The organism is Klebsiella pasteurii (assembly GCF_018139045.1).
In the GTDB taxonomy this organism is placed as follows: domain Bacteria; phylum Pseudomonadota; class Gammaproteobacteria; order Enterobacterales; family Enterobacteriaceae; genus Klebsiella; species Klebsiella grimontii.
The window spans coordinates 4,917,608-4,937,848 of the sequence record NZ_CP073236.1 but is presented as its reverse complement, the minus strand read 5'-3'; the positions used below and the strand labels follow the sequence as shown (position 1 = coordinate 4,937,848).

The window sequence follows — 20,241 nt, the reverse complement described above, 5'->3', positions numbered from 1 at the left end:
CTTACGCCAGACGCGGGTTAACTTTATCTGCATCGATGTTGAATTTAGTGATGGCTTCCGCAACCACTTTCTTATCGATTTCGCCACGTTTAGCCAGTTCGCCCAGCGCTGCTACCACCACGTAGGAAGCGTCAACTTCGAAGTGGTGACGCAGGTTTTCACGGCTGTCAGAGCGACCGAAGCCGTCGGTACCCAGTACGCGGTAATCATCGGCCGGTACGTAAGTACGAACCTGCTCAGCGAACAGTTTCATATAGTCAGTCGATGCGACTGCCGGAGCATCATTCATCACCTGAGCGATGTACGGAACGCGCGGCGTTTCCAGCGGATGCAGCATGTTCCAGCGTTCACAATCCTGGCCATCGCGCGCCAGTTCGGTGAAGGAGGTGACGCTATAAACGTCAGAACCTACGCCGTAGTCGTTGGCCAGGATCTGCGCTGCTTCACGAACGTGACGCAGGATAGAACCGGAGCCCAGCAGCTGAACTTTACCTTTGCTACCTTCAACGGTTTCGAGTTTGTAGATACCTTTACGGATACCTTCCTCGGCACCTGCTGGCATGGCCGGCATGTGGTAGTTTTCGTTCAGCGTGGTGATGTAGTAGTAAACGTTCTCTTGTTTCTCACCGTACATACGCTCCAGACCATCGTGCATGATGACCGCAACTTCGTATGCATAAGACGGATCGTAAGAGATACAGTTCGGGATAGTCAGAGACTGAATATGGCTGTGGCCATCTTCGTGCTGCAGACCTTCGCCGTTCAGCGTCGTACGACCGGAAGTACCACCGATCAGGAAGCCGCGAGCCTGCTGGTCACCAGCCTGCCAGCACAGATCGCCGATACGCTGGAACCCGAACATAGAGTAGTAGATGTAGAACGGGATCATCGGCAGGTTGTTGGTGCTGTAGGAGGTCGCAGCAGCCAGCCAGGATGCGCCAGCACCCAGTTCGTTGATACCTTCCTGCAGAATCTGGCCTTTCTCGTCTTCTTTGTAGTATGCAACCTGCTCACGGTCCTGCGGGGTGTACTGCTGGCCGTTCGGGCTGTAGATACCAATCTGACGGAACAGACCTTCCATACCAAAGGTACGCGCTTCATCGGCGATGATCGGCACGAGGCGGTCTTTGATGGATTTGTTCTTCAGCATCACGTTCAGGGCACGAACGAACGCGATAGTGGTAGAGATCTCTTTATTCTGCTCTTCCAGCAGCGGCCCGAAATCTTCCAGAGTCGGCAGCTCCAGCTTCTCATCGAAGTTCGGCTGACGGCTCGGCAGATAGCCGTGCAGTTTCTGACGCTGGGCGTGCAGATAGGTGTGCTCTTCGGAACCTTCCGGGAAGGTCACGTACGGCAGTTTTTCGATATCCGCATCGGCAACCGGTACATTGAAACGATCGCGGACGTAGCGAACGCCGTCCATGTTCATCTTCTTAACCTGGTGGGCGATGTTTTTACCTTCAGCAGTGTCACCCATGCCGTAACCTTTAATGGTATGGGCGAGAATGACGGTAGCTTTGCCTTTGGTTTCCTGCGCTTTTTTCAGTGCAGCATAGACTTTCTTCGGATCGTGGCCGCCGCGGTTCAGGGCCCAGATCTGCTCGTCAGTCCAGTCGGCGACCAGCGCTGCGGTTTCCGGATATTTACCGAAGAAGTGCTCACGCACGTAGGCGCCGTCTTTGGATTTGAAGGTCTGGTAGTCACCGTCAACGGTCTCTTCCATCAGCTGGATCAGTTTACCGCTGGTATCTTTACGCAGCAGCTCATCCCAGCGACCGCCCCAGATAACCTTAATGACGTTCCAGCCAGCACCACCGAAGATGCCTTCCAGTTCGTTAATGATCTTGCCATTACCGGTAACCGGGCCGTCAAGACGTTGCAGGTTACAGTTGATAACGAAGACCAGGTTGTCCAACTTCTCACGAGTCGCGATGGTGATCGCGCCTTTGGATTCCGGCTCGTCCATCTCACCGTCGCCCAGGAAGGCGTAAACGGTTTGTTTGGAGGTATCTTTCAGGCCACGGTGTTCCAGATATTTCAGGAACTTAGCCTGATAAATCGCACCGATTGGGCCCAGACCCATAGAGACGGTCGGGAACTGCCAGAATTCCGGCATCAGTTTCGGGTGCGGATAAGAGGACAGACCTTTACCGTGAACTTCCTGACGGAAGTTGTTCATCTGCTCTTCAGTCAGACGACCTTCCAGGAAAGCACGCGCGTAGACGCCCGGAGAGATGTGGCCCTGGAAGTAAACCAGGTCGCCGCCGTCCTGCTCGTTGCGTGCGCGGAAGAAGTGGTTAAAGCACACTTCATAGAAGGTTGCGGAAGACTGGAAGGAAGCCATGTGGCCGCCCAGTTCGAGATCTTTTTTCGATGCGCGCAGAACGGTCATAATCGCGTTCCAGCGGATCGCAGAACGGATACGACGTTCCAGATCCAGATTCCCCGGGTATTCCGGCTCATCTTCAACGGCAATAGTATTTACGTAACCGCCGGTCGATGCGCCAGCAGCCACTTTCACCCCGCCTTTGCGGGCTTCAGAAAGGAGTTGGTCAATAAGATACTGAGCGCGCTCAACACCTTCTTCACGGATGACCGATTCGATCGCCTGTAGCCAGTCGCGAGTTTCGATCGGATCCACGTCATTTGGTAAACGTTCTGACATGGGGGGTATTCCTTATCTATCTAATCGTTGATTAATCTGGAACCTGTCCCATTGCGCTCTTTGTTCTTCATACTTCTGGCTGTCTCTTTGTTGGCTTCGCTTCCTCATCCCAGTCACATAGTTCACTATGCTCCCGGGGATTCGCGCGCTTGCCGCCGCGATACACCCAAAATTATTTTGAACAACTAAAAGTGCAATAAGACAGGTTCTGCGTTTAGTTGCCGCGCTCTAAAAATGGCGCTTAAGAACCGGAGTTCTCATCTTTTCGTTGCTGTAAACGACGCAGTGAGCGTTCACGACGGCTCTGCTCACGGCTACGATCCAGCAAAATTTCCTCAATGAACGCCAGGTGACGATGCGACGCTTCACGCGCCTGCTCCGGTTCCCCGGCGATTATCGCCTCAAAAATGCGAGTACGATGATTGCTGACCTGCGGGAGCATCTCCCGACGGGCGTACAACAATTCAAAATTCTGGCGAACGTTCTGGGCCAGCATCGGCTCCATACAGCGTAGTAGATGGAGCAACACCACATTGTGCGCCGCTTCGGTGACGGCAATTTGATACTGGACGACGGCATCGGATTCGGCGTCAAGATCGCCGGACTGCTGAGCCCGCTCAATGGCCTGATGCAACTCGCGAATACGTTCGCGATCTTCATCGTTGCTGCGCAGCGCCGCGTAATAAGCCGCGATGCCTTCAAGCGCGTGACGGGTTTCCAGCAGATCGAATTGGGATTCAGGGTGGTCGGACAGTAGCTCTACCAGCGGGTCGCTGAAGCTCTGCCACAGGCGGCTTTGCACAAACGTTCCGCCCCCCTGGCGACGAAGCAACAAGCCCTTAGCTTCGAGGCGTTGAATAGCCTCACGGAGCGAGGGACGGGAAACGTCGAACTGTTTTGCCAGTTCACGTTCTGGCGGGAGTTTTTCACCGGGGCGCAACGTCCCCTCAAGGATTAAAAACTCCAGCTGCTGCTCTATCACATCGGATAGTTTTGGTTGGCGGATCTTGCTGTAGGCCATATTCCCTGTCTCTGCCATTAGCCCGGAGTCAATTGGTCTTACCAATTCATAGTTCGTATCGCTAAAGTAACAAAGTATTCACCTTCTGTCCATACAGGTTTTGATTGAAATCATTAAACCCGGCACGTTTTAACAACCTTACAGAAATAACATTTCAAAAATGTAACCTTGCACAAATGTTGTGTTTACTCACAAAGAGGTAGCGTTAACGTAATAGAAACGAAAAATTACGCTATCTGAACCGATTCAACTCACCAATTGGTGAATATTAATTCAATGAAAGCGAATAAGTAGCAAATAATAGACAGGTGCGGAATATTGAGGTGTGATTTACAAATGGTTTCTTTTTGCTCGCATCGTCATCATCCCTTCATAAAGCAGGTGCATTCAGCGGCGCTTATCACTATTCTCCATGATACGAAAGGCCTTTTCATGAATTCCCCCTCCGCCTTGCGTAAAGAAATAAGTACATCAACGGAATTTGATAATTACACAAACACAACAATATGTGCGTTGCATCATTCGGGGCAGAACGGAGCGCAGGCTCAGTGAAATTTCGCTGACTATGCTATCAGGCAGGGACGGACAGCGAAGAAGTCACCTGAAGGATGACGCGGACAAACATAATAACCATAACCACACACGAGGTTTCATGATGGAAGGTCAACAGCATGGCGATCGGCTTAAGCGCGGCCTTAAAAACCGCCATATTCAGCTTATTGCGCTGGGAGGCGCTATCGGTACCGGTTTGTTTCTCGGTAGCGCATCCGTCATCCAAAACGCGGGTCCCGGTATCATTCTGGGCTACGCAATTGCCGGTTTTATTGCCTTCCTGATTATGCGTCAGCTGGGCGAGATGGTCGTTGAAGAACCGGTGGCCGGTTCATTTAGTCATTTTGCCTACAAATACTGGGGCGGCTTTGCAGGTTTCGCTTCCGGCTGGAACTACTGGGTGCTTTACGTGCTGGTCGCGATGGCTGAGCTGACCGCGGTCGGGAAATACGTCCAGTTCTGGTGGCCGGAAATTCCCACCTGGGTTTCTGCGGCCATTTTCTTTATCGCCATCAACGCGATCAACCTGACTAACGTCAAAGTGTTTGGCGAGATGGAGTTCTGGTTCGCGATCATCAAAGTCGTCGCCGTCGTGGCGATGATCCTGTTCGGCGGCTGGCTGCTGTTTAGCGGCAACGGCGGCCCGCAGGCCACCGTACGCAACCTGTGGGAGCAAGGCGGATTCCTGCCGCACGGCTTCACCGGGCTGGTGATGATGATGGCGATTATTATGTTCTCGTTCGGCGGTCTGGAGCTGGTGGGTATTACCGCCGCAGAAGCGGATAACCCGGAGCAAAGCATTCCAAAAGCCACTAACCAGGTTATCTACCGTATTCTGATTTTCTATGTGGGCTCGCTGGCCGTTCTGCTCTCTCTGCTGCCGTGGAGCCGCGTGACCGCCGATACCAGTCCGTTTGTCCTGATTTTCCATGAGCTGGGCGATACCTTTGTCGCTAACGCCCTGAATATCGTGGTCCTGACCGCGGCGCTGTCGGTGTATAACAGCTGCGTTTACTGCAACAGCCGGATGCTGTTCGGCCTGGCCCAGCAGGGTAACGCGCCAAAAGCGCTAATGAGCGTTGATAAACGCGGCGTACCGGTTAACACTATCCTCGTCTCCGCTGTGGTCACCGCGCTGTGCGTCCTGATAAACTACTTCGCGCCGGAATCCGCGTTTGGTCTGCTGATGGCGCTGGTAGTTTCCGCCCTGGTGATCAACTGGGCGATGATCAGCCTGGCGCACATCAAATTCCGTCGCGCTAAGCAGCAGCAGGGCGTGGTTACCCGCTTCCCGGCGCTGCTGTATCCGCTGGGTAACTGGATTTGCCTGCTGTTCATGGCGGGAGTACTGGTGATCATGCTGATGACCCCTGGCATGGCGATTTCTGTCTACCTTATCCCGGTGTGGATTGCCGTTCTCGGCGTCGGCTACCTGTTTAAACAGAAAACCGCCAGCGCCATTAAAGCGTAATCCTGCATCTCTACAATCTGTGTCCGCCCGACGTTGGCGGACACAGTGCATTGTTACCTGCTTCACATTTTATCCCTGACAACCGATTTATCCATATCGTTAACCCTATCCTGCAACGCATTAGTCCATTACCCGGCTAATAATTCTCTCCATACCGCCACGGGGAGATCGCTGCGATGAATGGCAATAAGCTTTCAGTTAAAGAAAAAATAGGCTACGGGATGGGTGACGCCGGATGCAACATCATATTCGGCGCCATCATGTTGTTTGTTAACTATTTTTATACGGATATTTTTGGTCTCGCGCCGGCGCTGGTAGGCGTATTGCTGCTCTCCGTACGCGTTATTGATGCAGTTACCGATCCGATTATGGGGGCTATGGCCGACCGTACCCGCAGTAAATACGGGCGCTTTCGTCCATGGCTGCTGTGGATTGCTTTCCCGTATGCGCTGTTCAGCGTGCTGATGTTTACCACGCCGGAGTGGACGTACAATAGCAAGGTTATCTATGCTTTCGTCACCTACTTCCTGCTCTCGCTGACCTATACCGCGATTAACATCCCCTACTGCTCATTAGGTAGCGTGATTACGAATGACCCGCAGGAACGCGTGGCCTGCCAGTCCTATCGCTTCGTGATGGTCGGTATTGCCACACTCCTGCTCTCCCTTACGCTACTGCCGATGGCGGACTGGTTCGGTGGTGAGAATAAAGCCAAAGGCTACCAGATGGCGATGACCGTGCTGGCGTTTATCGGTATGTGCATGTTCCTTTTCTGCTTTGCCACCGTCCGTGAACGCGTAAAACCCGCTGTCCAGACCAACGACGAGCTGAAAAAAGATCTAAAAGACGTCTGGAAAAACGACCAGTGGGTTCGCATCCTGCTGTTAACGCTTTGCAACGTCTGTCCGGGCTTTATTCGCATGGCCGCCACCATGTACTACGTCACCTGGGTTATGCAACAAAGCACCCACTTCGCGACGCTGTTTATCAGCCTTGGCGTGGTCGGGATGATGATCGGTAGTATGCTGGCAAAAGTTCTGACCGACCGCTGGTGTAAACTGCAGGTGTTTTTCTGGACCAATATCGTACTGGCCGTTTTCTCCTGCGCGTTCTATTTCTTCGACCCGCACGCCACCATGATGATCATGGCGCTCTACTTCCTGCTGAATGTTCTGCATCAGATCCCCTCACCGCTGCACTGGTCGCTAATGGCCGACGTTGACGACTACGGTGAATGGAAGACCGGCAAACGCATCACCGGCATCAGCTTCTCCGGCAACCTGTTCTTCCTGAAGGTCGGTCTGGCTATCGCCGGGGCGATGGTTGGCTTTCTCCTCTCCTGGTACGGTTACGATGCCGGCGCGAAACAGCAAAGCGCATCCGCGCTTAACGGTATCGTACTGCTATTCAGCGTTATCCCCGGCGTCGGCTATCTGATTACCGCGGGAGTGGTGCGTATGCTGAAGGTTAACCGTGAATTTATGAGGCAAATTCAGTCTGACCTCGAGAAGCGCCGGGTCAACTATAGCGAGCTCAATGACTATCAGGACCTGAAAACCGGCGAACATGTAAGGAAAGCGTAATGAAAAACTGGCCGAATCCATTTATTGAACAACGCGCGGACCCGTATATTCTGCGCCATCAGGATAGCTACTACTTTATTGCTTCGGTGCCGGAGTACGACCGTCTGGAAATCCGCCGCTCCGCAACTCTTGAAGGCCTGCGCGACGTGCAGCCGGTGGTCGTCTGGCGTAAACCGGACAGCGGCCCGATGAGTCAGCTCATATGGGCGCCGGAGCTGCATGAGATTGACGGAAAATGGTACATCTACTTTGCGGCGACCCACACGCACGACCTGGATGAACTGGGGATGTTCCAGCACCGTATGTTTGCGCTTGAATGCGCGGACAGCGATCCGTTAACCGGTAAATGGCAGGTAAAAGGCCAGGTAAAAACGCCGTTTGACACCTTTGCCCTGGATGCCACCACTTTCCGTCATCAGGGCAAACAGTGGTACCTGTGGGCGCAAAAAGACCCTGACATTAAAGGCAACACCAACCTCTATCTGGCTGAGCTGGAAAACCCGTGGACGCTAAAAGGCAAGCCGGTGATGTTGAGCAAACCCGAGTTCGACTGGGAGTGTCGCGGTTTCATGGTGAACGAAGGCCCGGCGGTGCTTTTCCACGGCGACAAGCTGTTCGTTAGCTATTCCGCCAGCGCTACCGATGAAAACTACTGCATGGGCTTACTGTGGATAGACATTAACGCCGACCCGCTCCGGCCAGAAAACTGGCATAAAGCGCCGCAGCCGGTATTCCGCACCAGCTATGAGAATCGTCAGTATGGGCCCGGGCACAATAGCTTTACGCAGACGCCGGAAAGAGAAGATGTGCTGGTGTACCACGCGCGTAACTACACCGAAATAGAAGGCGACCCGCTGTACGATCCAAATCGTCATACGCGCCTGAAGCTCATTCGCTGGCAAGAAAACGGGATGCCTGATTTCGGCATCCCGGCAGCAGACACGTATTAAAAGTCCTGCCTGCCCGCCAACGGGCAGGCGCTTAAATCAGCGTACCGTAAATGGTCAGCAGCGCCATAATCACCACGACCACCAACGAGGTTTTCTTCGCCATGGAGACCGCCGCCTTCGGCGTAGCCACTTTATCCACGTGCGGCTCACGCGCCAGCGAATACTGCGCCAGACGCGTCAATACCTGATACTGAGAAGAGTGGCGGTCGCCCAGCGAGGCAAACCACGCCGGTAAGGCTTTTTCCCCGTGTCCAACCAAAGCGTACACCACGCCGACCAGGCGTACCGGAACCCAGTCAACCACGTGCAGAATGCCGTCGATACCCGACTGTAAGCGATGGCGCGGCGTCTGATAACGCGCCAGCCACGTTTGCCAGGCCCGCAGCGTACAGTAGGCGATCAGGGTTAACGGCCCCCACGGCCCGCCGACCACAAACCAGAACAGCGGAGCAAGATAATAGCGGTAGTTAATCCACAGCAGCGCATTTTGCAGCTCGCTCAGATACTCACGCTGGTCGCATCCGGGCGGTACGCCGTGGATCAGGGTAAGTTCGCTGGCCATGGCGTCGCAGGCGCGGCTATCATCGCGCGCTGCGGCCTTCAGGTAGGCGTGATAGTGCAAGCGGACTTTACCTGCGCCTATGCACAGCAGGCCAAGCAGGATCCAGAACACCAGCAGCGGAACGTTAAACAGCTGCCCCTGCAGCAGGCGCTGAATAATAAACACAACCGCCGCAGCCGCTACCGTCATCAGTATGGTTGTCAGCAGGGAATAATGCTTTATCCGGCGAAACAGCACTTCCAGCCGATGATCGAGCTGCCAGTGCTCGCCCAGCTTAAACAAGCGCTCGGCAATGAGGACTAACAGCGTAGTAAACAACGTCATGGCATCTCCTTATTCTGACGACGGGGTTAACAGAGCGCGAAATTTTACCCAGTCAAAAGCCGGGCCGGGATCCGTTTTACGCACTGGCGCAATATCGCTATGGCCGGTGATATTGTCAGCTATCGCCGGATAGAGCGGGATAAGCTGACGGGTAACGGCTGCCAGCTGCTGATACTGCGCGTCGGTATAAGCCAGCTCGTCGGTCCCTTCCAGCTCAATGCCTATCGAAAAATCGTTGCAGCGCTCGCGCCCGTGATAGCTTGAAACACCCGCGTGCCACGCGCGCTTGTCGAAAGGCACATACTGCACGATTTCGCCATCGCGGCGAATCAGACAATGCGCCGAAACGCGAAGATGGGCAATCTCGGCAAAGAAAGGATGGGCATGAGGATCGAGCGTACCGCTGAACAGGGCATCAATCCACGGGCCGCCAAATTCGCCGGGCGGTAGGCTTATATTGTGCACCACCAGCAAAGAGGGAGTTTCATTATCCGGACGGCTATCTTGATGCGGCGAAGGTACCCGACGCGCCTCGACCAGCCATCCCCCGTTCAACTGCATGTTGAGTCTCCTTTTACTAGCTTATGCATGGCGGCACCGCGCCCAACGAATCCCCTGCATCATACGCCCTCTCGCTCAGCGGACTAACGCCAAAAGCTAAACGCTGAAACCGCCGGCAAAATGAAGCGGATGTGGTACAAAAACGTTGTTCAGGTTAGCATGTTTCCCACTTCTGAATCTTATCTATCTGGAGCTTTATCATGACGCCTCGTCGCTACAATCCCGACCGCCGCCGTGACGCGCTGCTGGAGCGTATTAATCTTGATATTACCGATGCCGTCGCTCAATCCCTGCGGGAAGATTTAGGCGGCGAAGTGGATGCGAATAACGACATTAGCGCACAATTATTGCCTCAGGACGCGCACTCGCATGCGGTCGTGATCACCCGCGAAGATGGCGTATTTTGTGGTAAACGCTGGGTAGAAGAAGTCTTTATTCAGCTTGCGGGCGATGACGTTAACTTCACCTGGCATGTTGCCGATGGCGATGCAGTAAAAGCAAACCAGCCGTTGTTCGAGCTGGAAGGCCCTTCGCGTATTCTGCTCACCGGCGAGCGCACCGCACTCAATTTCGTGCAAACGTTGTCCGGGGTAGCGAGTGAAGTCCGCCGCTACGTTGATCTGCTGGTGGGTACCAAAACTCAGCTGCTCGATACGCGCAAAACGCTGCCGGGTCTGCGCACAGCGCTGAAGTACGCGGTCTTATGCGGCGGTGGGGCCAACCATCGTCTGGGCCTCTCCGATGCCTTTCTGATTAAAGAGAATCATATTATCGCTTCCGGCTCGGTACGGCAGGCGGTTGAAAAAGCGTTCTGGCTTCATCCTGATGTGCCGGTAGAAGTGGAAGTCGAAACTCTTGAAGAACTGGACGAAGCGCTAAAAGCCGGCGCCGACATCATTATGCTCGACAACTTCACTACCGACCTGATGCGCGAAGCGGTCAAACTTACCCAGGGTCAGGCGGCGCTGGAAGTCTCCGGCAACGTTACATTCGATACCATTCGTGAATTTGCCGAAACCGGCGTCGACTACATCTCCGTTGGCGCGTTGACGAAACACGTGCGCGCCCTCGACCTCTCTATGCGTTTCCGTTGATTGCCTTGCCCCGGTTTTCACTTTATGCCGGGGCTCACTTTTGCGAACTGACTCGCATGCCAATAATCCCTCCATGCAAGCGGCCCAAAAAGCCTGGAACCCTGCTTCCTTAGGCGAAATCTGCGGATCGTATCGCTGAAAAAATCCCGGCAAAGTGCTCCCGAAGATAACAAGGAGCAACTTATGGACAAACAACGTGGTTTTACCCTCATCGAACTCATGGTGGTCATCGGGATCATCGCCATTCTCAGCGCAATCGGCATTCCGGCGTATCAGAATTACCTGCGAAAAGCGGCGCTTACCGACATGCTACAAACCTTCGTCCCTTTCCGTACCGCCATTGAGCTATGCGCGCTGGAGCACGGCGGATTAACCCCCTGCGATGGCGGCAGCAACGGGATCCCCTCCCCCGCAACCACCCGCTACGTCTCCGCTATGACCGTAGCGACGGGCGTTGTCACGCTCACCGGCCAGGAAAGCCTCAATGGCCTGAGCGTCACCATGACGCCGTCCTGGGATAACGCTAACGGTATCACCGGCTGGCAGCGCGTTTGCAATATTACTGGCGATAGCGCACTTAAGCAGGCCTGTGAAGATGTGTTCCGTTTTAACTGAGAGGGCAGCAATGAAAACTGAACAATTGATCCCACTGTGCCAGCGCTACAAGGCATTGCTGCTCGATAGCGATGAAAACACCATTGCCATCGCCGTAGTCGATGCCCCTGCGCCGGAACTCATGGAAGCCCTGCGCTTCGCGACTCAGAAAAGGATTGATATCGAATGCTGGAACCAGGACCGGATGGACAAACGGCTGCAGACGCCGGGAATATCAACACTCACCCCACCTGTTGAAGCGTCGGCCAGCATCGTTGAACAGGTAAATAACCTTCTCGAACAAGCCCTGCGCCAGCGCGCATCCGATATTCATATCGAACCAGGCGACGATCGCCTGAGAATTCGCCTGCGGGTAGACGGCGTCCTCCATTCTCTTGCTCCGCTCGCCGCGGAACTCGCCGCCCCCATCACCGCCCGACTTAAGGTGCTCGGCAATCTGGATATCGCCGAACACCGGGTGCCGCAGGACGGTCAGTTCACCCTCACGCTCTCCGATCGCCCGGTCTCGTTTCGGATCGCCACGCTTCCCTGCCGCGGAGGGGAGAAAATCGTTCTGCGTTTACTACATCAGGTCGAACAAGCGCTGGACCTGGAGGCGCTGGGGCTCTCCACCCAGCAGCTTGCCGCCTTCCGTTCGGCGCTAAACCAACCCCAGGGCCTGATGCTGGTCACTGGTCCGACGGGGAGTGGGAAAACCGTCACTTTATACAGCGCGCTGCAGGCGCGGAACCGCGACGAAGTCAATATATGCAGCGTTGAAGATCCGCTGGAGATCCCCATTGTGGGGATGAATCAGACGCAGATTAACCCCCGGGCGGGTTTAACCTTTCACAGCGTACTGCGCGCCCTGCTCCGTCAGGATCCCGATATCGTAATGGTGGGAGAAATACGCGATGCGGAAACCGCTGAAATTGCGATAAAAGCAGCGCAGACCGGGCACCTGGTGCTCTCAACGCTGCACACCAATTCAACCAGTGAAACGCTGGTTCGTCTGCAGCAGATGGGCGTTGCGCGCTGGATGATCTCATCCGCGCTTTCGCTGGTGGTTGCTCAACGTCTGGTACGCAAGCTGTGCCCCCACTGCCGGCGGGAAACCGGCAGTTCGGCTGATGTTCCGCACAGCCTGTGGCCGCGGGCGCTTCCTCGCTGGCAGGCTCCGGGCTGTCAGCACTGCTATCACGGCTACTACGGTCGCCTGGCGCTCTTTGAGCTGCTACCCGTCAATACCGCGTTACGGCAGGCGATAACTCAGGGTCTTAGCGCCGGGGAGATCGAGTCCCTGGCACGGGAATCCGGAATGATGACGCTATTTGAGAGCGGTTGCCTGGCCGTCGAACGTGGGATGACCAGTCTGGAAGAAGTGGTACGCGTGTTGGGGATACCGCATGGCGACTAAACGACTGTGGCGCTGGCGCGGTATCACTCTCCAGGGCGCTCCCTGCCAGGGAACGCTCTGGCAGGATAATCGCCCCGAGGCATTGCAGGTTCTACAGCGACAACGAATTATCCCGCTGACGCTGCGCCGCTGTAGCGTGCAAAACGCCCTCTGGCATCCGCGCTACAGCGGTGAAATCATCCGCCAGTTGGCGGCCCTTCTTCAGGCCGGCCTCCCGCTGGCTGAGGGGTTGGAACTGCTGGCGCAGCAGCAGCCCAATGCGCAATGGCAAGCGTTGCTGCAAACCCTGGCAGCAGATCTAGCGCAGGGCATTTCGCTTTCAGGCTCCCTGGAAAAATGGCCTGAAGCGTTCCCCCCGTTATATCTGGCCATGATCCGCACCGGTGAGCTTACCGGTAAACTGGAGCTATGCTGCGCCGAGCTGGCCCAGCAGCAGCGAGAACAGCTGCTTCTCACCGAGAAAGTGAAAAAAGCGCTGCGCTACCCGCTGATTATTTTGACTCTGGCGCTGCTGGTGGTCATGGGAATGCTGTGCTTCGTCTTACCGGAGTTTGCCGCTATATATCAAACTTTCAACACCCCGCTGCCGTGGTTGACCCGCGCGGTAATGAGCGTCGGCGAGGGGCTAACTCGCTTTTGGCCATTACTCGCGGCGCTGGTAATTTTACCTGCGATACTCAACCGGCTGATTTGCCAGCGGCCAGGCTGGCTACTGTATCGTCAGAAGCTGCTCCATACGCTGCCGGTGTTTGGCAAACTGCTATGCGGCCAGCGGCTTAGCCAGATTTTTACCGTACTCGCATTGACGCAAAGCGCCGGTATCAGCTTTCTGCAAGGGCTGCAAAGCGTAGAGGAAACGCTGAATTGTCCGCTGTGGCGACAGAGACTCCGCCAGGTTTGCCGGCAAATTACCCACGGCGATCCCATCTGGCAGGCGCTCGCCAACAGCGGAGGATTTACGCCGCTGTGTCTACAGCTGATTCGTACCGGTGAAGCTTCGGGTTCGCTGGATACTATGCTGGCCAATCTGGCTCGTCACCATAGCGAGCAGACGCATCAGCAGGCAGATAATCTGGCCACCTTACTGGAGCCGATGATGCTGGTTGTAACCGGAACGATTGTCGGCGTGCTGGTGGTGGCGATGTATTTACCCATTTTTCATCTGGGCGACGCCATTAGCGGAATGGGGGGATAACGCTGGCGCAAACGCGCCAGCGAGCGGCATTACAGACTGTTGAACACGCGGTTCTCTTGTTCCTGTACGCGAATAAAAGTCGTACGTTTAGTCAGTTCTTTCAGGCGTGAAGCACCAACGTAGGTGCATGCGGAGCGCAGGCCGCCAAGAATATCGCGCGCGGTGTTTTCAACCGGGCCGCGCAGCGGCAGCTTAACGGTTTTGCCTTCCGCCGCACGGTACTGGGCTACGCCGCCAACGTGACGGGTCATCGCCGACTCGGAGCTCATGCCGTAGAACAGCATGAATTTTTCACCGTTCTCTTCAACTACGGTACCGCCGCTCTCTTCGTGCCCGGCCAGCATACCGCCAAGCATCACAAAATCTGCGCCGCCGCCGAATGCTTTAGCCACATCCCCGGGCATAGTACATCCGCCGTCGCTGATAATCTGCCCGCCCAGGCCGTGCGCCGCGTCGGCACATTCAATCACGGCGGAAAGTTGCGGATAGCCGACACCGGTTTTCACGCGGGTTGTACATACGGAACCCGGGCCGATGCCAACCTTCACGATATCGGCGCCCGAAAGAACCAGCTCTTCACACATTTCGCCGGTAACAACGTTACCTGCAATGATGGTTTTCTGCGGCCAGGCTTCACGCGCTTTCGCGACAAACTGCACGAAGTGCTCGGAATAGCCATTCGCCACGTCAATGCATACGAAGCTAAGCTGCGGGTTCTGGATCAGAATCTGTTTGGTTTTTTCGAAATCCGCGTCGGAGGTTCCGGTAGAGACCATGACGTGCTGCACGACATCTGCCGATACGCTCTGAACAAACGCCTGCCACTGTTCAACGCTGTAATGCTTATGTACCGCAGTCAGAACGCCGAACGAAGCCAGAGCTTTAGCCATAGCAAACGTGCCAACGGTGTCCATATTAGCAGCAATAATCGGCACGCCAGTCCAGGCCAGGCCAGAGTGTTTGAAAGTGAATTCACGTTCCAGCTGTACGTCAGAACGGCTTTTGAGGGTAGAACGTTTCGGGCGGATAAGAACGTCTTTAAAACCAAGCTTCAAATCTTCTTCAATACGCATGTGCGAATTCCTGGGGTTAATTGCATTATTGTGAGAGCACAACTCCAGTGACGCTATCATACGCACGAATCATGGCCGCGCAAGACTGCGATTTTCACTTTTTTTACGCTACAATCGTATAAATTTACCTGGTGAATAGCCAAAAGCGAATTTGCGATATCCCATCGCTGGCGTATCATTTTTAACCATTTGATTTGCATGCACAAAAAAACCAGAATAGGTGGTGACAGCGCTTTATTGGTTGATATCAGACCGATAAACCAACTGTCGCAGTGGCGTCGTCGCGTCGTAAATAACGGCGCTATTATTGAAAAATGTGCATGTAGTCAGTTTCAGGATTGAGGTGTATGGCATACACGGTAGCGTTAACAGGCGGCATCGGCAGTGGTAAAAGTACTGTAGCCGATGCATTCTCACACCTCGGGGTTAACGTTATTGATGCTGACATAATCGCGCGCCAGGTAGTAGAGCCCGGCACTCCGGGGCTAAGCGCGATTGTTCAACGCTTCGGTCCGCAGATACTCAATGAAGATGGCACCCTCAACCGTCGTGCTCTGCGTGAGCAGATTTTCGCTCATGCAGAGTATAAGAGCTGGCTAAACGCGCTGCTGCATCCACAAATTCAGCAGGAAACGCGTCGCCAGATGCAGCTTGCCACCTCATCTTATATTCTCTGGGTTGTACCTTTATTGGTCGAAAACCGTTTGTCCGCTAAAGCCGATCGCGTCCTTGTTGTTGATGTACCTAAAGAGACGCAGATAGAGCGCACGATGCTTCGCGATCGGGTCAGCCGACAACATGCGGAACATATTCTTGCCGCTCAGGCCACGCGCGAGCAGCGCCTTGCCGTTGCGGATGATGTTATTGAAAATATGGGTTCACCTGGTGCCATCGCATCAGCTGTCGCCCGCCTGCATGCAAAGTATCAACAGCTGGCAACGCAGGCCGCCTCACAGGAAAAACCGTAATGTCTACCCCTGTTCTATTTGAACATCCGCTTAATGAAAAAATGCGTACCTGGCTGCGTATTGAGTTTTTGCTCCAGCAGCTGGCCGTACATCCCGCCATTACCAGCCATGCTGATGCGCTGCATTTTTTCCGCAATATCGGCGACCTTTTAGATGTTTTTGAACGCGGTGAAGTGCGTACCGATCTGATGAAAGAGCTGGATCGCCAGCAGAGGAAGCTGCAATCCTGGGCGGAAGTCCCTGGGGTTGATCAGGATCGTATCAACGAACTCCGTCAGCAGCTGAAGCAATCAGGCAGTACGTTAATGTCGGCGCCACGTATCGGCCAGTACCTGCGAGAGGATCGCCTGATCGCCCTGGTACGCCAACGCCTGAGCATCCCGGGCGGCTGCTGTAGCTTCGATCTTCCGACGCTGCACATCTGGCTGCATATGCCGCAGGAATACCGTGATGAGCAGGTCGGTAAGTGGCTGGCCAGCCTGGAACCGTTGACGCAATCGCTGATGCTCATTCTCGATCTCATCCGTAACTCGGCCCCCTTCCGTAAGCAGACCAGCCTGAACGGTTTTTATCAGGACAACGGCGAAGATGCCGATCTGCTGCGTCTGCGTTTGGATCTTGCCAGCCAGCTCTACCCCCAAATATCAGGCCACAAGAGCCGCTTTGCCATCCGCTTTATGCCGCTGGACAGCGAACATGGCATCGTGCCGGAGCGTTTTGATTTTGAACTGGCCTGCTGTTAAGGAGTCATTATGTCCGAAGAGATAACCGTCAACTGCCCAACCTGCGGCAAAATTGTGGTCTGGAATGAGCAGAGCCCGTATCGCCCGTTCTGCTCCAAGCGCTGTCAGCTTATCGATTTAGGCGAATGGGCAGCGGAAGAGAAACGTATCCCGAGCAGTAGCGATCTATCAGATAGCGACGGCTGGAGCGAAGAAAAAGAGTAACGGATTTCGGGCGGGCATGTGCAGGCCCGCCCTGATTTGCCGGATGCAGACGCACCCTACCCGATCTGAGAACATTGAATTAACTTCGTAATGACGGGTTCGTTTGCCGGCGGAAAATCCTCTGCAACAAGCACGCTCTGCGCAATCCAGCGACCCGGTTGCCCTTCTTTACCCCACGGCTCGCCATCCCAGCTTTCCACCAGCCAGAACCACAGCGTGATATGACGATCGGGAAACTGATACTCCAGCTTATCAAACAGACGGGAAGCACGTACCGTAATGCCGACCTCTTCCTGCAATTCGCGAACTAAGGCCTGCTCTGACGACTCTCCTGCTTCGATTTTTCCACCAGGGAATTCAAGTTTATTCGCCATATGCGCGTCGGCAGCGCGCTGCGTTATAAAAATTTCCCCTTGCGAATTACGGATAATACCCACTGAAATTTGCAGCGTTTTCATTGTCTTTGTTCCATAAAAAAGGCGCAGATATCTGCGCCCTGGTATTCAAGATTGTAAAAGCTTAGCTCAGGCGACCGTGGCACTGCTTATATTTTTTGCCGGAGCCGCACGGACACGGATCGTTACGACCCACTTTACGCTCGCCAGTTTGTTCAGCCAACGCCTCCGCGGCAGCGGTATCATCGTCCTGGTGGCTCAACTGCTGCATCTGCGCCAGACGCTCAGCTTCTTCACGACGCTGCTGCTCCATCGCTTCCACCTCTTCCGGCATCCGCACCTGAACCTTACTCAGCGTACTGATCACTTCATACTTCAGGGATTCCAGCATTGAAGCGAACATGGAGAAAGATTCACGCTTATATTCTTGCTTCGGATCTTTTTGCGCATAGCCGCGCAGATGGATGCCCTGACGCAGATAGTCCATCGCCGCCAGGTGCTCTTTCCACAGGGAGTCCAGCGTTTGCAGCATGACGCCTTTTTCAAAGTGACGCATCATCTCAGCGCCAACCACTTCTTCCTTACGCTGATAGGTTTCAATGGCGCTCTGCAGAATGCGCTCACGCAGCGTTTCTTCATGAAGCTCCGGCTCTTTATCCAGCCACTCTTTGAGCGGAAGATCGAGGTCGAAATCATTTTTCAGACGCTCCTGCAGGCCTTCAATATCCCACATCTCTTCCAGCGACTGCGGAGGAATATGGGCATCGATGGTCGCTTTAAATACGTCTTCACGAATGCTATTAATCGTCTCGCTCACGTCGGTCACGTCGAGCAGCTCATTACGCTGGGTGTAAATAGCGCGACGCTGGTCGTTGGCCACATCGTCATATTCCAGCAGCTGCTTACGGATATCGAAGTTGCGGCTCTCGACTTTACGCTGCGCGTTGGCAATCGCTTTGGTCACCCACGGATGTTCGATAGCCTCACCCGGCTTCATACCCAGTTTACGCATCATGCCGGACACGCGGTCAGACGCGAAGATACGCATCAGGGCATCTTCCATCGACAGATAGAAACGGGAAGAACCGGCGTCCCCCTGACGGCCTGAACGACCGCGGAGCTGGTTATCAATACGGCGAGATTCATGGCGTTCGGTACCGATGATATGCAGACCGCCCGCAGCCAGTACCGCATCGTGACGAACCTGCCAGTCGGCTTTGATCTGCGCAATCTGTTCCGGAGTCGGGTCTTCCAGCTGGGCGACCTCGGCCTGCCAGCTACCGCCGAGCATAATGTCGGTACCACGGCCGGCCATGTTGGTCGCAATGGTCACCGCAGATGGATAGCCCGCCTGAGCGACGATATCCGCTTCGCTGGCGTGGAATTTCGCGTTCAGCACGTTGTGCTTGATACCCGCCTTCGTCAATTCATTAGAGACCACTTCTGATTTTTCGATAGAAATGGTCCCCACCAGCACCGGTTGGCCCGCGGCGGTACGCTGCTTGATATCTTCGATAATGGCCTGGATTTTTTCCGCTTCAGTCATATAAACCAGGTCCGCCATGTCTTTACGAATCATCGGGCGGTTGGTCGGGACCACAACGGTATCCAGCTTGTAGATCGAACTAAATTCAAACGCTTCGGTATCGGCAGTACCGGTCATCCCTGCCAGCTTCTCGTACAGGCGGAAATAGTTCTGGAAGGTAATTGAAGCCAGCGTCTGGTTTTCGTTTTGAATATCAACGCCTTCTTTTGCTTCAACGGCCTGGTGCAGACCATCGGACCAGCGACGCCCCTGCATCGTACGACCGGTATGTTCGTCGACGATAATCACTTCGCCATCTTTAACGATGTAATCAACATCGCGGGTGAACAGCACGTGCGCGCGCAGCGCGGCAGTCACATGGTGCATCAGCATGATATTAGTCGGTGAGTACAGCGACTCGCCTTCTTCCATAATACCTTCATTTACCAGTAGCTCTTCAATCAGCACCAGACCCCGTTCGGTCAGGTTTACCTGACGCGCTTTCTCATCGACGGAGAAGTGTCCTTCGCCGGTAAAGGTCTCAGAGTCTTCTTTATCCTGACGTACCAGGTGCGGAATGATCTTGTTCACTTTCTTATACATTTCCGAGCTGTCTTCAGCCGGGCCGGAAATAATAAGCGGAGTACGCGCTTCATCGATCAGAATGGAGTCGACTTCATCCACCAGCGCATAGTGCAGTTTGCGCTGCACGCGCTCTTCAGGACTGAAGGCCATATTGTCGCGCAGATAGTCAAAGCCGTATTCGTTGTTGGTACCGTAAGTAATATCGGCTGCGTAGGCTTCACGCTTGGCCGGCGCAGGCAGGCCGGACATGTTAATGCCAACGGTCATACCCAGGAATTCAAACAGCGGGCGGTTGTTCTCGGCATCACGCTGCGCCAGATAGTCGTTAACGGTCACCACGTGAACACCTTTACCGGTCAGCGCATTCAGATAGGCAGGCAGCGTTGCGGTCAGCGTTTTACCTTCACCGGTACGCATTTCTGCAATACAGCGGTCGTTGAGAACCATGCCGCCGAGCAGCTGAACGTCAAAGTGACGCATACCGAAGACGCGCTTACTGGCTTCACGCACGACGGCAAAGGCTTCCGGGATCAGACTCTCCAGGGCTTCACCTTTTTCCAGGCGAGCGCGGAACTCAGCAGTTTTCCCTTTCAGTTCGTCGTCGGACAGTTTTTCCATGGACGGTTCCATGGCGTTGATCACGTTGACGGCTTTGCGCATACGACGCAGCGTACGGTCGTTACGGCTACCGAATACTTTCGTTAATAATTTGATTAGCATAATAAAATCTCAAACGCCCCGCGGTGCGGAGTCAAAAAA

The 20,241-nt window shown here is 54.5% G+C and carries 17 protein-coding genes; 10 read left to right on the top strand and 7 right to left on the bottom strand.

All coding sequences use genetic code 11. From position 1 onward, the window contains the following. Nucleotide 1: 1 nt before the first annotated feature. Both aceE and pdhR read right to left on the bottom strand, forming a co-directional pair. Nucleotides 2-2,665 carry a pyruvate dehydrogenase (acetyl-transferring), homodimeric type gene (gene aceE / locus KCG39_RS23140; protein ID WP_004129009.1) on the bottom strand — a complete coding sequence of 888 codons (2,664 nt, stop codon included), beginning with the start codon at nt 2,663-2,665 and terminating at the stop codon, nt 2-4. A gap of 241 nt (nt 2,666-2,906) precedes the next feature. Beyond that, nucleotides 2,907-3,686 carry a pyruvate dehydrogenase complex transcriptional repressor PdhR gene (pdhR, locus tag KCG39_RS23135; RefSeq protein WP_004098632.1) on the bottom strand — a complete coding sequence of 260 codons (780 nt, stop codon included), beginning with the start codon at nt 3,684-3,686 and terminating at the stop codon, nt 2,907-2,909. Nucleotides 3,687-4,338: 652 nt separating this feature from the next. On the opposite strand from pdhR, the gene aroP reads away from it, so the two are divergent. From aroP to KCG39_RS23120, 3 genes are all read left to right on the top strand, one after another. Continuing rightward, nucleotides 4,339-5,709, top strand: a complete 1,371-nt coding sequence (gene aroP, locus KCG39_RS23130) for an aromatic amino acid transporter AroP (protein ID WP_087828456.1) — start codon at nt 4,339-4,341, stop codon at nt 5,707-5,709. A gap of 176 nt (nt 5,710-5,885) precedes the next feature. Next, nucleotides 5,886-7,292, top strand: coding sequence for a glycoside-pentoside-hexuronide (GPH):cation symporter (locus KCG39_RS23125; protein ID WP_142468524.1), 1,407 nt, complete (start codon nt 5,886-5,888; stop codon nt 7,290-7,292). After that, nucleotides 7,292-8,242 (top strand): glycoside hydrolase family 43 protein, encoded by a 951-nt coding sequence (locus KCG39_RS23120; protein WP_142468525.1) that lies wholly within the window; start codon nt 7,292-7,294, stop codon nt 8,240-8,242. The genes KCG39_RS23125 and KCG39_RS23120 overlap by 1 nt, the downstream gene beginning before the upstream one ends. A 31-nt stretch (nt 8,243-8,273) precedes the next feature. Here the strand turns inward: KCG39_RS23120 and ampE are convergent, their stop codons facing one another. Together ampE and ampD are read right to left on the bottom strand one after the other, a co-directional pair. Beyond that, complete coding sequence (gene ampE / locus KCG39_RS23115; protein ID WP_004128989.1) at nt 8,274-9,128, bottom strand: beta-lactamase regulator AmpE; 855 nt, start codon at nt 9,126-9,128, stop codon at nt 8,274-8,276. 9 nt (nt 9,129-9,137) lie between these two features. Continuing rightward, nucleotides 9,138-9,689 carry a 1,6-anhydro-N-acetylmuramyl-L-alanine amidase AmpD gene (gene ampD / locus KCG39_RS23110; RefSeq protein WP_004128986.1) on the bottom strand — a complete coding sequence of 184 codons (552 nt, stop codon included), beginning with the start codon at nt 9,687-9,689 and terminating at the stop codon, nt 9,138-9,140. Nucleotides 9,690-9,889: 200 nt separating this feature from the next. Here ampD and nadC point away from each other — a divergent pair, with 200 nt between their 5' ends. The 4 genes from nadC (at nt 9,890) to hofC (ending at nt 13,989) form a co-directional block, all read left to right on the top strand. Next, nucleotides 9,890-10,783 carry a carboxylating nicotinate-nucleotide diphosphorylase gene (gene nadC / locus KCG39_RS23105; protein WP_004128984.1) on the top strand — a complete coding sequence of 298 codons (894 nt, stop codon included), beginning with the start codon at nt 9,890-9,892 and terminating at the stop codon, nt 10,781-10,783. Between the two features lie 183 nt (nt 10,784-10,966). After that, the gene (ppdD, locus tag KCG39_RS23100) at nt 10,967-11,398 is read left to right on the top strand and encodes a prepilin peptidase-dependent pilin (protein ID WP_004128982.1); all 432 of its coding nucleotides are present in this window, start codon (nt 10,967-10,969) and stop codon (nt 11,396-11,398) included. A 10-nt stretch (nt 11,399-11,408) separates the two neighbouring features. Then, on the top strand, nt 11,409-12,794 hold the full coding sequence (gene gspE / locus KCG39_RS23095) for a type II secretion system protein GspE (protein ID WP_123828467.1): 1,386 nt from the start codon (nt 11,409-11,411) through the stop codon (nt 12,792-12,794). After that, a complete protein-coding gene (hofC, locus tag KCG39_RS23090) occupies nt 12,784-13,989 on the top strand; it encodes a protein transport protein HofC (RefSeq protein ID WP_004128978.1) in 1,206 nt (401 codons plus the stop codon). The genes gspE and hofC overlap by 11 nt, the downstream gene beginning before the upstream one ends. 29 nt (nt 13,990-14,018) lie before the next feature. Here the strand turns inward: hofC and KCG39_RS23085 are convergent, their stop codons facing one another. After that, nucleotides 14,019-15,062, bottom strand: coding sequence for a GMP reductase (locus KCG39_RS23085; RefSeq protein ID WP_004128976.1), 1,044 nt, complete (start codon nt 15,060-15,062; stop codon nt 14,019-14,021). 347 nt (nt 15,063-15,409) lie between these two features. Here KCG39_RS23085 and coaE point away from each other — a divergent pair, with 347 nt between their 5' ends. From coaE to yacG, 3 genes are read left to right on the top strand one after another with little or no spacing between them, the layout of a single operon-like run. Next, nucleotides 15,410-16,030, top strand: coding sequence for a dephospho-CoA kinase (gene coaE, locus KCG39_RS23080; protein ID WP_142468526.1), 621 nt, complete (start codon nt 15,410-15,412; stop codon nt 16,028-16,030). Beyond that, complete coding sequence (gene zapD, locus KCG39_RS23075; protein WP_004128972.1) at nt 16,030-16,773, top strand: cell division protein ZapD; 744 nt, start codon at nt 16,030-16,032, stop codon at nt 16,771-16,773. Before coaE ends, zapD begins: the two co-directional genes overlap by 1 nt. A 9-nt stretch (nt 16,774-16,782) precedes the next feature. After that, entirely contained in the window at nt 16,783-16,977 is a 195-nt protein-coding gene (gene yacG, locus KCG39_RS23070) for a DNA gyrase inhibitor YacG (RefSeq protein ID WP_004128970.1), read from the top strand. A gap of 56 nt (nt 16,978-17,033) precedes the next feature. On the opposite strand, the gene mutT is transcribed toward yacG, so the two are convergent. Both mutT and secA read right to left on the bottom strand, forming a co-directional pair. Further along, the gene (gene mutT / locus KCG39_RS23065) at nt 17,034-17,435 is read right to left on the bottom strand and encodes an 8-oxo-dGTP diphosphatase MutT (protein WP_004128968.1); all 402 of its coding nucleotides are present in this window, start codon (nt 17,433-17,435) and stop codon (nt 17,034-17,036) included. A gap of 61 nt (nt 17,436-17,496) precedes the next feature. Next, nucleotides 17,497-20,202 carry a preprotein translocase subunit SecA gene (gene secA, locus KCG39_RS23060; protein WP_049123295.1) on the bottom strand — a complete coding sequence of 902 codons (2,706 nt, stop codon included), beginning with the start codon at nt 20,200-20,202 and terminating at the stop codon, nt 17,497-17,499. Nucleotides 20,203-20,241 lie beyond the last annotated feature (39 nt).